Annotated in this window: 10 protein-coding genes; 4 read left to right on the top strand and 6 right to left on the bottom strand. The window is 62.5% G+C overall.

The genetic code is table 11. From position 1 onward, the window contains the following. Nucleotides 1-95: 95 nt before the first annotated feature. The 4 genes from M9955_07010 to M9955_06995 form a co-directional block, all read right to left on the bottom strand. Nucleotides 96-935 (bottom strand): DUF3883 domain-containing protein, encoded by an 840-nt coding sequence (locus M9955_07010; GenBank protein ID MCO5081394.1) that lies wholly within the window; start codon nt 933-935, stop codon nt 96-98. A gap of 143 nt (nt 936-1,078) precedes the next feature. Then, nucleotides 1,079-2,818, bottom strand: a complete 1,740-nt coding sequence (locus tag M9955_07005; protein ID MCO5081393.1) for a response regulator receiver domain — start codon at nt 2,816-2,818, stop codon at nt 1,079-1,081. Further along, entirely contained in the window at nt 2,815-5,817 is a 3,003-nt protein-coding gene (locus M9955_07000) for an ATP-binding protein (protein MCO5081392.1), read from the bottom strand. Before M9955_07000 ends, M9955_07005 begins: the two co-directional genes overlap by 4 nt. Beyond that, nucleotides 5,810-6,886, bottom strand: coding sequence for a DNA cytosine methyltransferase (locus M9955_06995; GenBank protein ID MCO5081391.1), 1,077 nt, complete (start codon nt 6,884-6,886; stop codon nt 5,810-5,812). Before M9955_06995 ends, M9955_07000 begins: the two co-directional genes overlap by 8 nt. A 134-nt stretch (nt 6,887-7,020) precedes the next feature. Here M9955_06995 and M9955_06990 point away from each other — a divergent pair, with 134 nt between their 5' ends. The 3 genes from M9955_06990 (at nt 7,021) to M9955_06980 (ending at nt 10,081) form a co-directional block, all read left to right on the top strand. Then, entirely contained in the window at nt 7,021-7,497 is a 477-nt protein-coding gene (locus M9955_06990) for a very short patch repair endonuclease (GenBank protein ID MCO5081390.1), read from the top strand. A 399-nt stretch (nt 7,498-7,896) separates the two neighbouring features. Then, nucleotides 7,897-8,646, top strand: coding sequence for an ImuA family protein (locus M9955_06985; GenBank protein ID MCO5081389.1), 750 nt, complete (start codon nt 7,897-7,899; stop codon nt 8,644-8,646). Next, nucleotides 8,561-10,081 (top strand): DNA polymerase Y family protein, encoded by a 1,521-nt coding sequence (locus tag M9955_06980; protein MCO5081388.1) that lies wholly within the window; start codon nt 8,561-8,563, stop codon nt 10,079-10,081. The genes M9955_06985 and M9955_06980 overlap by 86 nt, the downstream gene beginning before the upstream one ends. A 209-nt stretch (nt 10,082-10,290) precedes the next feature. Here M9955_06980 and M9955_06975 read toward each other — a convergent pair whose 3' ends face one another. Then, on the bottom strand, nt 10,291-10,962 hold the full coding sequence (locus M9955_06975) for a hypothetical protein (GenBank protein MCO5081387.1): 672 nt from the start codon (nt 10,960-10,962) through the stop codon (nt 10,291-10,293). Nucleotides 10,963-11,264: 302 nt separating this feature from the next. Further along, the gene (locus M9955_06970) at nt 11,265-12,197 is read right to left on the bottom strand and encodes a LysR family transcriptional regulator (GenBank protein ID MCO5081386.1); all 933 of its coding nucleotides are present in this window, start codon (nt 12,195-12,197) and stop codon (nt 11,265-11,267) included. A gap of 116 nt (nt 12,198-12,313) precedes the next feature. Here M9955_06970 and M9955_06965 point away from each other — a divergent pair, with 116 nt between their 5' ends. Then, nucleotides 12,314-12,856: an SRPBCC domain-containing protein gene (locus M9955_06965; protein MCO5081385.1), complete on the top strand. Its 543-nt coding sequence runs from the start codon at nt 12,314-12,316 to the stop codon at nt 12,854-12,856. Nucleotides 12,857-12,934: the final 78 nt, after the last annotated feature.

The raw sequence follows: 12,934 nt of genomic DNA, 5'->3' as shown, positions 1-12,934 counted from the left end.
TTGGCAGACCATGGGTCCAGAACGCGTGCCCGAGCCTGCGGGCCTGATCCGAGATGCGGGTCGCATTGATCTGCGGCCGACCCACAGTGATCTCGTCACCGGACGATCGCGAGGAAGCTGGTCGGGGTCAGCGCGACGTGCGCTTCCAGAGGAGGATACAGCTCGAATGCCTTCGGCTCCCGGGAGAAATTCCACAGTCGCAGGAGGGTCCAGCAGGATTGCCGCTCTTTCGACACGGCAAGCTCGTTGGCCGAAATGTGGAAGGGGGTCCGCTCCCAGCCGTTAGTAGTCTTGACTTCGATGAGACGCTCGCGTCCATCGGGCTGGTACGAGACGATGTCGTATCCGGCACCGTCCCCGTCCAGATCCGACACCCACCTAACACGATCGGCCAGGTCCCGGCGCCCAGCCTGCAACAGGGACTGGCGTTCATGGCGGACCACGAGCGCCTCACCGCTTCGTCCGAGTGCACGGTTGCGTTCATCCCGCCCCGCCACGTCGTGGCGAGCCGCGACCGCCATGGCGTGTTGAAGCTCCGTCGGATCGGGCTGGTTCGAGAGCGTTGGCGGAGGCCCGACCCAAAGGGAATGCGGCTCCTTGACCTCGGCTGTGACAGAGGGACTGTAGGCCGGGGCCCGTTCAAGCCAGTCCGGATGTGCTTCAAGCCAGCTGACAACGGCGGTCTCAAGGGTGCGCTGGTAATTGAAGGCTGGCTTGTAGCCGTCGATCCAGGCTTCGCCGAGACCCATCAAGACGGCGCTGATGTTCTGGTGCTTGTACTCGATAGAGCCGCGGCCGCGGCCCGTCACGTGCTGGAGCGCCCGGTTATGCTCGGCCTTGCTGAAGGGCTGTCCGCGGAACTCCATGGCGAGCATGTCGAAGTATTCGGCGATGGTCGCCTCGTTCTCCTCATCCGACCATTCTCTACCAGCCATTGGCGGACAATAGCGGCCGAGCGGTCGCCTGTGAACATCGGGTGCGAGCGAATGATGAGGGCGGTCGGTATCGAACCTATTATCATGCCCGAATTGCCAACGGCATCTGGCCGGCTGTTGGATTTTTCATGGTTCGTCCGCACCTACTCCGACTGCCACCTCAGCCATTCGGCTTCGAGCACCCCCACCCGGGAGAACGCGGAGCCGATGTCGTGGGCAATACGTTGCGCATGACCAGGTTTCAGCTGCGCGATCCACTCCAGGGTAACTTCCTGGTCCTTTCTGCGGTAGAGGTATCGTCCATCTTCGCGCGAGGCGGCAACGGTCCTCGTGTCAGATGCCTCGAATTCGCCGATCCACATGCGGTCGCGCGGCTTCCCGTAGCTGTGAAGCTCCAGGTAGTCACCTGTTTCCGGCAACTCCACGACTATGCCTTTCGAACCCTTCACGGCACCCGTCTGCAGCCGCCAGAACGGAAAGCGGAAGGTCTTCCCTGCTGTGCTGTCAAGGCGGATGCTGTCACACAGAGGCATCAGGCAAACCGAGTACTCGGCTTCCTGCTCTGTTACCGTCCGGATGATCGTTCCAAAACAGAGGTCGCGGCGCGTTCCGTACTGCGTCCTGGTGTTGTAGAGGCTCGCCAGCCTGAGATGGGCCGTCTTCGTTTGATCCAACGCCTCGTGCAGCTGTTCGATCCGCTTCTTGTCAACCTTGACATCCTCCTTCACGCCTCCGCGGCCCTCCTTCAGGAACCGGGTAGCGAAGACACCTGCAGCCGGCGTGACCCTGCCGGGTTTTGCAGCCCAATCCAGCGTGAGCTTGAAGGCATCGGCCAATTCAGCAACGAGTTTGTTGGCGAGCTCCGTCTTGAGGGAGGCGGTGTCGATCATGACCGCAAGCGCCTCTTCCGCGAGCAGTTCCGGTATCTGTTCAAAAGCTTCGTCGTCTGGATAGACGGCTCCGCGATGTACGAGGAAGGCTCCGTCCAGATCCCTCCGGAACTTGTCTAGGATTTTCTTTGAGTTGCTCCGGATGGCGGCCAAGCTGTTGAGCACAAGGGAGGGAAGGATCCCTTCGTGCATGGATGCAAATTCGTCGATGACGCGATCCGCGAGATCGCTTTCCTTAACCTCAGCACGCTTCTGGTCGGGTAGGCGTCCGGGCGCAGGTTTTCCTAGAACCACGATCCGGGTGGACCCTGCGATCAGGATCAGGGGATCTTTGTCGAGAGGTTCGACTGTCGCTCCGTCGCTCATGAGCTGTTCGAAGATCGTATTGGCGACTTTCGCGAGGTCCGGCATCGACGTGTAGATCGCGCAAAGCCGCACATGGTGCGGGACCGTAGTCTGGCCCTCCGCGACGAGTCCTGAAATGAGGGTCAGAACGCTTTGTCCTGCATCCTTGTAGAGATCCCAGTCGAAGATGACCGCGTCGGCACGCTCGCAAAGCTTGAATATGTCCGAGTCGGGGTCGGTCGCGAAATCCTTCTCCGGCTCGTAGAGCGCGCAGACGATGCGGTTCCTGGCAAAACTTGCTACCAAATCCTTGGCATTGAAAACCTCGGCGGGCTCTCGCCCTTCCGACATTGCAGCGGCCACCTCATCATAGAGCTTGAGCGGCACCTCTGGTCCACCCTTGGTCGTTTCCGTCGGTTCCTTGATTGGGGGATCGGCTGGAGATTCCTCCGAGGATTGGGGCCTGCGCGCAGCCTTGGCGATGGGCTTCCTGTCGGTGCGTGAGGCGAATATCTTCATGGAGGTCGGCGTTTCGACCTTCACATCTCCCGCGTACGAGACACGGTGGTAGAGCTTGTCATCCACGAAGACTACGCTCTGCAGATAGCGCTTCGTCGCGGTCAGGGAGTAGTCTTGGACCTCGCTCAAGGGTTCGCTCCACGAGTGTCGAGTGTGATGGCGAAGGTGACGTTGGCACCAGATCGAGGGGCATCAACTATCGAGAGGTTCATTCCCTCTGCCTTCAGAGCCTGGCTGGAAATGAAAAGGCCCAGTCCTCGCCCGCCTACCTTTCTGCTAAAGCTGCGCTCGAAGATGCGTTCTGCATCGCGAGCCTCGATTGCGGGCCCGTTGTTGGAGATGTAAATCGTGTCTTCGTCGGCATCGAGCTCAATGAAGCGAGCCCCCTTCACCTGGCTTAGCCAGTAGATCGCGTTGTCGACGATGTTGATGATGGCCGGGTACAGCGTCGAGGGGTAGCACTCTACGACGGTCTTTAGGAGGCGGTCCGTGGCCCTGAACTCGACACGGTGCCGCTCGAGGCGGTTTGCGAAAAGGGCCGTGCAGTAGTTGCGGATATCGGCGCCTTCGATCCGGACCCTTGATCTGTGCAGCCGCCTCTGGAGCGGGGTGAACAGGTTGAGGTGGCCGTCCAGGTGTTCGAAGTTCGTCCGGATCGACTCGTAGAGCGGGCGCAGCCCGTCGGCCCGGCGTGACAATTGGCCCAGCTGCTGCACGCTTTTCCGCACGCTGCTGATCGATGCCGCGAACTCGTGATTGATGATGGCCACGGCAAGTCCCAGCTGCACCATCTCGAAATCCTCGTCGGCCTGTTCCTCGAGCGCCATGACCCGCTCCTCGAGCGCCTGCATGATCTGGGCTGGTTCCTCGCCACCCGAAGACAGCAGGTTCTCGGCGAGCGAGGCGAGCATGTCGCGAGCCGCCATGAGAGAATCGCGATGACGCCCTTCCACCTCGGTCAGGTGTTCCTCCCACTGTCGGCGAAGGGACTCGATCCTGTCAGGGGCCATCGTGGCGAGATCCGTCCGATGGAGATCGGCCTCGATCGACCGGACCGTCTCATCCAATGCGAGTCTGGCGCGTTCCGCTATGGTGAAGACGGTCTGGCGTGTTTCCGTTGCCGTGGCGTTGGCCTGACGGGATGCCTCGGCTAGCTCCTTCTTGCGTTCGGCCGCTAAGAGCTTGAGGCGCTCCTCTAGCCGCTTGCGCTGGTCGATGTAGACTCGGGCTTGAGCCGCGACCGCTCCGAGCGTGTTGCTTACCTCCTGCTCGAAAGGGGCGAACACCTCTGTTTCCAGGCGGTCGCGTGCAGCGAGATAGCCCTCCCAATCGCGCTGGAGCTCGCGTCCAAGGGCCACCCCGGTCGGGCGCTTCCGGGTGTACTTCCCCCGCAGCGCCGCCAGCGAACTCATGGCATCCTGTTCCGCCCTCACCAGGGCGGCGGCTGCCTTGTCCTGGTCTTGCAGTCGCGCTGCAGCATCCATCCTGGAGCGCGCGACCTTCAGCAGGTTCGCGACCTCGGAATCGGGCAATCCCGCATCGAGATCTGCCGAAAACGTCTGAAGCCCTTGGATGAAGGTCTGCCTGCGTGCCTGGGACCGCTTCCGTTGACGTTCGAGAGCCTGGGACTGCTTCTTCAGCTCAGCCTGAACCTTCTCGAAGGTCGCGGCATTCGGCGCCGTGCTCCGGAAGAATTCAGCTGCGAGCTGCACCAGGAGGTTCATCAGGATATCCCTGAACTGGCGGTAGGCCTCATTCTGCTGGAAGCCTTCGCGCCCCGCCTTCTCCTTCAGCTCGTCGTTCAAGCCCCGCTTGAGCTGCACGGCTCCGAACATCCGACGGTACGAGAAGAAGTAATAGCCCGCGCTCTTGGAGCGCCGCTTCTCGACCTCGAGCCAGTCGAACGAACCGTCTCCATAGGGAAGGATGCGAATGCCTTCCCGGTAGATGTATATGCCCCCGACATGATCAAGCTTCTCGTTTAGTGGAGCCCACTTCTCCGGGGGCAGGCGTGACTCCGAATTCCGTCCCATCAGGTAGCCGAAGCTGAGGGCGAACGGACCGCATCTCGTCTCGCGTCCGCTGGCCCCACTCCAGGGGATCTCCAGGGGCTGATAGGTATCTCCGTAGACACGCAGCGTTCCCGAGAACTGCCCGAACTCGTCCACGGTGCCAGAGAGGTAATGGTCCGAGTCGTTCACCAACTCGTCCCTGTTGAAGAACGTAGCCGGGTCGAGCAGTTCGGTGCCGACGACATCTCCCGGACCCCATCGCCTTAGGGAGGTTGAGAAGGGGATGCCCGGTTCCGAGGCAAAGACCGTGTCGGCGAACCCCAGCAGTTGCTTGCGGAAGCCGTAGTCGCTTTCCCTCAGCTCCGTCTGCATCTCCATGCGGATGACGGGATTGCTCGGGGCAATCAGGAAATGCGTTCCGATCCCACCGTCTTCGAGGGTGAGGTGGACCTCGTCGGTCTCGGCGGACTTCAGGAACCTGTAGACGCTGGAGACATCCGGAGCGAAGGAATCGATTTGAGCCTTGATCCTGGAGAGGTCCAGCTCAGGTCGGCCCGCGTTCAGCCGGTCAACGCATTCGGTCAGCTGATTTCGCATCCCTGCGAGAAGTTCCGGGGAGGGCAGGCCACCGTCGGAAACGGTCGAGACCGGAACGTCGATCTGATCGAGATTGATCCCGGGTATCTCGAACAGGCCCCAATGGACAAGACCGACGACCAGGTCGTGAACCCCCTCTGCCCTCCTTGCCCTCGTAAGGACGAGCATCTGTTCTCCGAGAAGGGCAATCGCGAGACGGCCGATGCCCTTCTCGCCCATGACGGGCCGACGCGCCTTGCCTTCTGGTATGTAGGGCGGCTCGAGACGAGCCTTGCTCTCCGTACCGAGAACAAGCCACTTCCCTATGAAGTCCTCCTCCGTCATCCCGAACCCGTCGTCGCGGATCAGAAGGAAGCCTTCTCCGTTGGCGCCGAAATCTTCGAAGTGGTCCACCGCTATCCGGTCGGCGTAAGCATCGAAGGCATTCTTGAAAAGCTCTGCCAGCGCGTTCTGCACGCCTGCGATCTGCTGCCGACCCAGCATATCGACCGCACGTGCGCGCGTCTGGATCTTAGCCATCGTTCACCGCTATCAGATGCCTGCCGATATGCCGGGCGAGTTCCGGAGGCACCGCGTTTCCGATCTGCCTTGCCAGGCCATCAAGGTTGCTGGAAAAGAAAGTGTAGTCCCGGGGGAAGGTCTGCAGCGACGCGCCTTCCCTGATGGAGATGGCCCGATGCTCCTCCGGATGGCCGAAGCGGCCATTGCTCAAGCTGTGGAAGCGCGTGGTGATCGTGGGAGCGGGCTTGTCCCACGACATTCGGCCATAGACATCCCTGAATACGTTGTCCCGCCCGCGATAGGCGTCGATCTGAAGCTCGTCGTCGCCTGCCCATGACGTGCGGTTACCGCCGTCAGCTGGCGTCAAGCGTATCCGACGTTGGTTCTTTTCGGAAAGCGCCATGGTCGTGTGGATGAACTCGGTGGCATCCCGGTGGCCTGCGGCGATGCGGGGGAAACCGTTGGCCGCTCCGATTACATCCTTGACGCTCAAGCCGCTGCCCTCGGAAGGAGGCGGGAGGGTCTCAAGCTTGCTGAAGCGCGATGCAATGAGGAGGTACCGCAAGCGGTTCTGCGGTACTCCATAATGATGCGCGTTGACGATATCGTGGGCGAAATCATACCCAAGCCGACGCAGGAAATCGTGGAAGTCGCGCAGGATGTCGTTGTCCTTCCTGCGGAATAGGCCGGGTACGTTCTCGACGACGACAAATCCGGGCCGGAAAGCCTTTATGAACTTCTGGAATTGCTTCAGCAGGAACGCGGTGCGCACTGACTTGGTCTTGTCGGTGCGGATCTTGCTCCAGAACTGACATGGCGAACACCCACAGAAGACCAGATGCGGGTCATCGGGAGCAATGCCCAGGCGCCGCGCCAGCTCCCTCGTAGAAAGCCGGGTGAGATCGCGACGGATGTACTTCGCGCCGGGAACGTTCGCTTCGTAGGTCTTCTGGCAGTCCTTCGAGTTGTCGATCCCAGCCAGAATCCGCAATCCCGCCTGGGACAGGCCAAAGCTCATGCCCCCGGCACCGCAAAAGAAATCAACTACCTTCAGCTGGCGATCGGATCGTTCGGGAGTGTCGGGCATCGTTCCAAAGAGTTGCAGAGCGCTCCGACCGTTTATTGCAAGCTCGTAACGAAAAGCCTAGCCGTGCGGCATTTTCTCCTGTGCAACACCGCATCGATAGTTTCTCGCGTTTTGCACGTCGGATACCGCCAGGCATGGATATCTACAATCCCATTGAGCGCAGTCGCCTGATGTCAGCTGTCAAATCCGCGAACACGGCACCCGAGATGGCCGTCCGTCGTTTGCTCCACGCGATGGCATATCGCTATCGCCTTCATCAGGCGGATCTCCCCGGTCGGCCGGATATCGTGTTCCGTAGACAGCGGAAGGTGATCTTTGTCCACGGCTGCTTCTGGCATGGACATGACTGCGGCAAGGGGAGGCTACCGATAACCAGAACGGAATTCTGGAAGGCCAAGATCCTAAGGAACGTCGAGCGCGACAGGGAGCAGACGCTACAGCTTAAAGCCAACGGATGGAGCGTGCTGAAGATATGGGAGTGCGAGACAAAGAAGCGTGATACGGAAACCCTGAAGGAGAAACTGCGCGCGTTCCTGTCCCCCGGCACTGCCATTGCCGAAGCCCGAGCAAGCGCAGCCCCGGATCAAAGCGGATCGCGATCAAAGGGCTGACACCTCCTCGAACGTGCCGACGGGATGATGCCGCCGCAGCCCACCTCCGATGTCGTTCATTCCCCGGTGGAGGCGGGATTCCGATAACCGGAAACCCGGTTATGTCCTATCTATACAGGGCCGCAAACGGGGACCAGTCGGTCGCACCTCCCACCGAAGAATGAGCATAGCGCCACGTCATGCGCGTGCCCTCTCCTCGACCCCAAGGGCAGACACCCTTGGTTACGGCTGCCGGATCGATCTTGCGGACAGTTGCCTGCAGCGCTTTGTCACCACGCCAGTCGACTGTGTCTGCTTTCGCGCCCGGCGGATACCGTTGAACGGCGGAGCGAGAATTTTCGACTCGACGCTCGAACCAGAACGAAATAGGAACATTGTCCGTATACCGAGGTGAATACGGTGTCTAAGGCGGACGTACAGGCCCTCCGAGCGAGCATCGCGGTGATCGAAGCCGGCCGTAGGCAGGCTCGTGAAGTCCTGCCGTTCGGACTTCAGGCGGTCGACTCCAGGCTTCCTGGTGGAGGTCTGGCGCTCGGAGCGCTGCATGAGGTCGCTGGCGGCGGCACCGGAGCGGTGGACGGTGCGGCGGCAGCTCTGTTCGTGGCAGGCATTGCTGCGCGGACGAATGGGAAGGTGCTGTGGTGTATTACGAGACGCGATCTCTTCGCACCGGCGATTGCCCAGGCAGGGCTGACTCCGGATCGCATAATCTATGTCGAGGCGCACGACGAGAAGTCGGTCCTATCGTGCTTCGAGGAAGGACTTCGCCACGGTGGATTGGGCTGCGTGGTGGCAGAGGTCTCTCACCTCTCCATGACGACGTCCCGGCGGCTGCAACTGGCAGCGGAAGCGTCACGAACGATGGGCATCGCGCTGCGCCGCTGGCGACGCCAGACGGAAGCGGCCGACTTCGGACAGCCGACCGCGGCATCGACAAGATGGCGGGTTTCCGTCCTGCCGTCACGGCCTCTCCCGGTTCCTGGCGTCGGCCGTCACCGCTGGCTGGTCGAGCTCATACGGGCGCGCGCCGGAGAGAGTGCGGACTTCGAGCTGGAGGCGTGCGATGAGCAGGGTCGTCTCGGTCTTCCTCGCGAACTTTCCAACGAATCGGTTCAGACGGGCCTTGGGCGGCGATACGCTTCCGGCTGACCAGCCGCTCGTGCTTGCAGGGTCCAACGGTCGCCGTCGGGTCGTCACGGCCGCCAATGAATCCGCCCTTCGGCAAGGACTCCGCCCGGGCATGCCCCTCGCCAAGGCGCAGGTCTTGGTTCCGGGCCTGCGCATTGAGAACGCCGACCCTGAAGGTGTTGCCGACGCTCTGGAGCGGCTGGCATTCTGGGCACTCCGGTACACGCCCGTCGTCGCGGCCGATGCTCCTGATGGCATCGTAATGGACATCGCAGGGGCAGCCCACCTTCTGGGAGGCGAAGAGGCACTCCTCGAGGATCTCTGCCGCCGCCTGACGGAAGCGGGCTATGCCTGCGGCATTGGAGTGGCCGACACATGGGGCCTCGCCCATGCCGTCGCTCGGTATGGCCGTTCCCCCAGCGTAATCGTCGCCGCGGAACACGGCCGTGAATCCTTGGCTCCTCTCCCGGTCGCGGCACTTCGGATCGACCCGACGGTGGTGGCGGAGATGCACGGACTCGGCCTGGAGACGGTGGCCGACCTCATGTCGCGGCCGCGTGCGCCCACCACGCTGCGGTTCGGCCCCGAGCCTTGGCGGCGCATCGACCAGGCGCTTGGTGCGCTAGCGGAGCCTATCAGTCCCGGGCGTCCCGCGGATGTGGCGGAAGTCCGCAGGTCCTTCGCCGAACCCATCGGCGCGGCAGAGACCATCAAGCGCTACATCGACACTCTCGTCGGCAAGCTTTGCTTAGAGTTGGAAACGCGCGGTCTTGGCGCCCGCCGACTCGACCTCATCTGCGAGCGGGTGGACAGCCTCCGGCAGGTCATCCGCATCGGCACCGCCATGCCGACCAGGGACCGCGCACGCCTGTCGCGGATGCTATGCGACAAGGTCGAGAAGATCGATCCAGGCTTCGGCATCGAAACCCTAGCCTTGGCCGCCACCATGGTGCAGCCGCTCGCTGCCAGCCAATCACCGTCGTCGTTAGTCGAGCCTAGCACACCAGACGTTTCCGACCTTGTGGACGTCCTGGCGAACCGGGTGGGCAGCAAACGCCTGTTCCGCGTCGCACCCGTCCAGAGCGATGTGCCTGAACGCTCCATGGCAAGGATTCCGCCTCTCGCTCCGGAACTCGATGAGACGTGGACAGGCCAGTGGCCACGACCAGCGCGACTGCTCCCCAAGCCGGAGCCGATCGAGACGGTGGCGCTCCTCCCGGACCATCCTCCCGCCACCTTCACCTGGCGCGGGGTCCGCAGGCGGGTGCGCCGCGCCGATGGCCCCGAGCGTGTATTCGGGGAGTGGTGGAAGCGCGATGCCGAACTGGCGGCAGTCAGGGATTACTTCCGGGTCGAGGACGATGCCGGGGAGAGGTACTGGATCTATCGCGCCGGTGACGGCGAAGATCCGGAAACGGGATCGCACCACTGGTTCCTGCATGGGATCTTTGGCTAAGGCTCAAGTTACAGCGACCGCTTCCGACCCCATTACTTCCGTTCGGCGACCTCCGGTCGCTTCTCGAAAGCTGTCGCTCGGAAGCGACCAATTTCTAGTTTAGGTGTGGGCCGGAACCGGGCTCCCAGTTCTTAGGTGCTGCCTGGCAGAAGCGGCCGGTCAGCAGGCGGGGCGCTCTCGGCGACCCAGTTGCTATCGTCCTCGATCCCCTAGTGGCGCTCCCGCGGGATGATTGAAGGGGAACTCGGCCTAGCATTGGGCAGGTTCTGGATCCGCGTCGCCCGCGCTCGGTAGAACGCGAAATAGTCCTCCGTGCCAAACCAGTTGCCTCCCTCGACGCGCGTAGCAAGGCGATAGCCGTCCACCTCGGCAATCTCCTCGATCTTTCCCCCAAACGGCTGCAGGCGCCATTCCCTTTGAGGGTTCTCGCGGGTCCAGCGCTGGATCAGGACCGAAAGCGGGCGCCCGTCTTCTGCCACGGTCAGGTCGAGCAGGTGTTCATGCCCGCCGTGGGAGACACGAGCGCGCACTGTATCGCCGTCCACCGGCTCCCATTGAACGCCGTGTTCGGGCAAGAGGGTCGCGGGGGCCCAGAACACCGACTCCGCAATGGCCCGACCTGCCGCCGAACGCGCGACATCACCCCGCCCGCTGACGCGCGCGACGGGAAACAGGTTCAGCAACCAGAACCGGGTCCACCCGATTCCGTCGAAGTAGCCGTCGGATCCGGAAAACCGCATTGGCCCCGATCCAGCGTGCAGCAGCCAGATGAAGCCACGCGCTCCCGCCACGATCTGCCGCGCCCGCATCGGCATATAGTTGGGCGTGGCCTTTGTGCCGAGGCTCAGTTCCCCGGTCATTTCGATGTAAACCGCCGTCACGAGGCGAGCGCCTGGGCTGATCGTGAAAAGGAAGAAGCGGCGCGCCGGGTCCGGTAAGCCGGCTACTATGGCAGGATCGAATCTTCGAGGCCCCGGGCCTCCGGCGCTTTCCAGGTTCCGCCACGCCGAGCGAGCGCGACGAGCGTCGAGCCACCTGAGCGCCTGCAGGCAAAGGAGGAGCGCAGCAACCAATGTCACGGCCACTAAGAGCCACAGGAACATCTTCTTTTTGTCTCTCCGCTGCGGGCGTCGGCTTCCTGACGCGGATCATCGGTGGGCAAGCATTCGGTAGGAAACGTTCCTCAATGCGGTGGTTGCAGCATTGGTTCGTCTCTTGGGGACGCAGCAGCGCGAACATATTCCGACAGCGCGCCGGAGAGATGATCGAACAGAAGCCGAATCCTGCGGCTCGTCCTCAGGTCCTCGTGCATGACGAGCCACATTTCGAGGTGAAATTGGATCTGATCAGGAAGCACCGGGATAAGGTCCGGGCTGCGGCGGGCGAGAGCAACCTGGCATACGCCGATTCCGAGCCCCGCGCGGAGGGCGGCAAGCTGGGCCAAGTCGCTGTCGCTGCGATAGCCAAAGACGTCCGGGGTCAGAGGGCGACCCGCAATGGCGAGTCCGCCGAGTCGGCCTGCATCCCGGTCCACTCCGATGAGCTCGTGCTCGAAAATCTCGGCAGGATTCGCCGGCAGCCGCCTGCGCTCCGCATAGCTGCGGTGGGCGTATAGGCCAATCGGCACCTGCCCGATCCTTCGCGCGACGAGAGCTTCCTGCGTGGGCCTCGCCATCCGCACTGCGAGGTCGGCGTCCCGGCGCAGGAGGTTTTCCTGTTGGTTGCTGAGGGCGACCTCCAGCACGACGCCAGGATGCGCCGCGCGGAAGGGCGCCAGCAAGGAGGGCAGCACCTCCACCCCCATGATCTCGCTGGCCGCGAGCCGCACGACCCCGCTTTCGGCTTCAGCCTCCCCAGATGCGGTCCGCTTGAGCGCTTCTGCAGAGGCGGCCATGGCCTCGGCATGCGGAACGAGCGCAAGGGCGGTTGCAGTGGGAACCAGCCCTGTCTGGGAGCGAGTGAACAGCGGGGCTCCAACGGCCGCTTCGAGACTGTCGACATGCCTGCCGACCGTCGGCTGGGTCAGCGACAGCCTTCGCGCGGCGGCCGAGAGGCTCCCCGTCTTCGCCACCGCCAGAAAGGTTCGCCAGAACTCCCAGCCTATGTCGTTCTTCATGGCCATACAGAAACGTATATCAGCCAAACGTTCTTAGGCAATTCCCGTTGATGGAGACGACGCGTACGTTCTGGTCACCGCTTCGGATGAAGCGGCCATTACAAGGGAAAACGACCATGAACACGCTGCTTTCGATCACCGCTGTAGCCGCTGCTCTCGCAACCGCATTCACTCTCGCTCCCGAGCGGGAGATCACCACGGAAGTTGTGATCGACGCCGACCCCGGGCGGGTCTGGTCGGTCCTCACGGACGGTGCCGCCTACGGCTCCTGGAATCCTTTCATCGTGTCCATGAAGGGCGAGGTCGCGCAGGGCGCCGTGCTCGAGAACACGATGGAGCCGCAGAAGGGAAAGCAGATGACCTTCCGCCCCAGGGTGCTTGCCGCGGACGAGAACAAGGAGTTCCGCTGGCTAGGCCGCTTCCTGCTTCCCCGGATTTTCGACGGCGAGCATTACTTCCTGCTGGAGTCCCATGAACGCGGAACCCGCCTGGTTCACGGGGAGAGGTTCAGCGGCATCGGGCTCTGGTTCATCGACCCAGAGCAGTTCCGAGGGAATTTCGAGGCGATGAACGCGGCCCTGAAGAAACAGGCTGAGAGCGGTCGGACTCCGGCGGAGATGGTCGCAGCACAGGGACCGCGGGAAAGCACCTCAGCCTGAGCCGCTGGAAGGCCGTCTGCACGTCCCGCGGTGCGCGTCTCCTCCTTGGGGCGGTTGAAGCTCCAACCCTGTAGCCCC

It is taken from the genome of Rhizobiaceae bacterium (genome assembly GCA_023953845.1).
GTDB lineage: Bacteria > Pseudomonadota > Alphaproteobacteria > Rhizobiales > Rhizobiaceae > Arvimicrobium.
The sequence above is the reverse complement of the archived record's forward strand: the minus strand, read 5'-3'. Positions and strand labels throughout refer to the sequence as shown.

Bases quoted from the DNA above. Each gene is read 5' to 3' on its own strand.
- M9955_07010 (MCO5081394.1), bottom strand. From the start codon at position 935: ATGGCTGGTAGAGAATGGTCGGATGAGGAGAACGAGGCGACCATCGCC.
- M9955_07000 (MCO5081392.1), bottom strand. From the start codon at position 5,817: ATGGCTAAGATCCAGACGCGCGCACGTGCGGTCGATATGCTGGGTCGG.
- M9955_06995 (MCO5081391.1), bottom strand. From the start codon at position 6,886: ATGCCCGACACTCCCGAACGATCCGATCGCCAGCTGAAGGTAGTTGAT.
- M9955_06990 (MCO5081390.1), top strand. From the start codon at position 7,021: ATGGATATCTACAATCCCATTGAGCGCAGTCGCCTGATGTCAGCTGTC.
- M9955_06980 (MCO5081388.1), top strand. From the start codon at position 8,561: ATGAGCAGGGTCGTCTCGGTCTTCCTCGCGAACTTTCCAACGAATCGG.
- M9955_06970 (MCO5081386.1), bottom strand. From the start codon at position 12,197: ATGAAGAACGACATAGGCTGGGAGTTCTGGCGAACCTTTCTGGCGGTG.
- M9955_06965 (MCO5081385.1), top strand. From the start codon at position 12,314: ATGAACACGCTGCTTTCGATCACCGCTGTAGCCGCTGCTCTCGCAACC.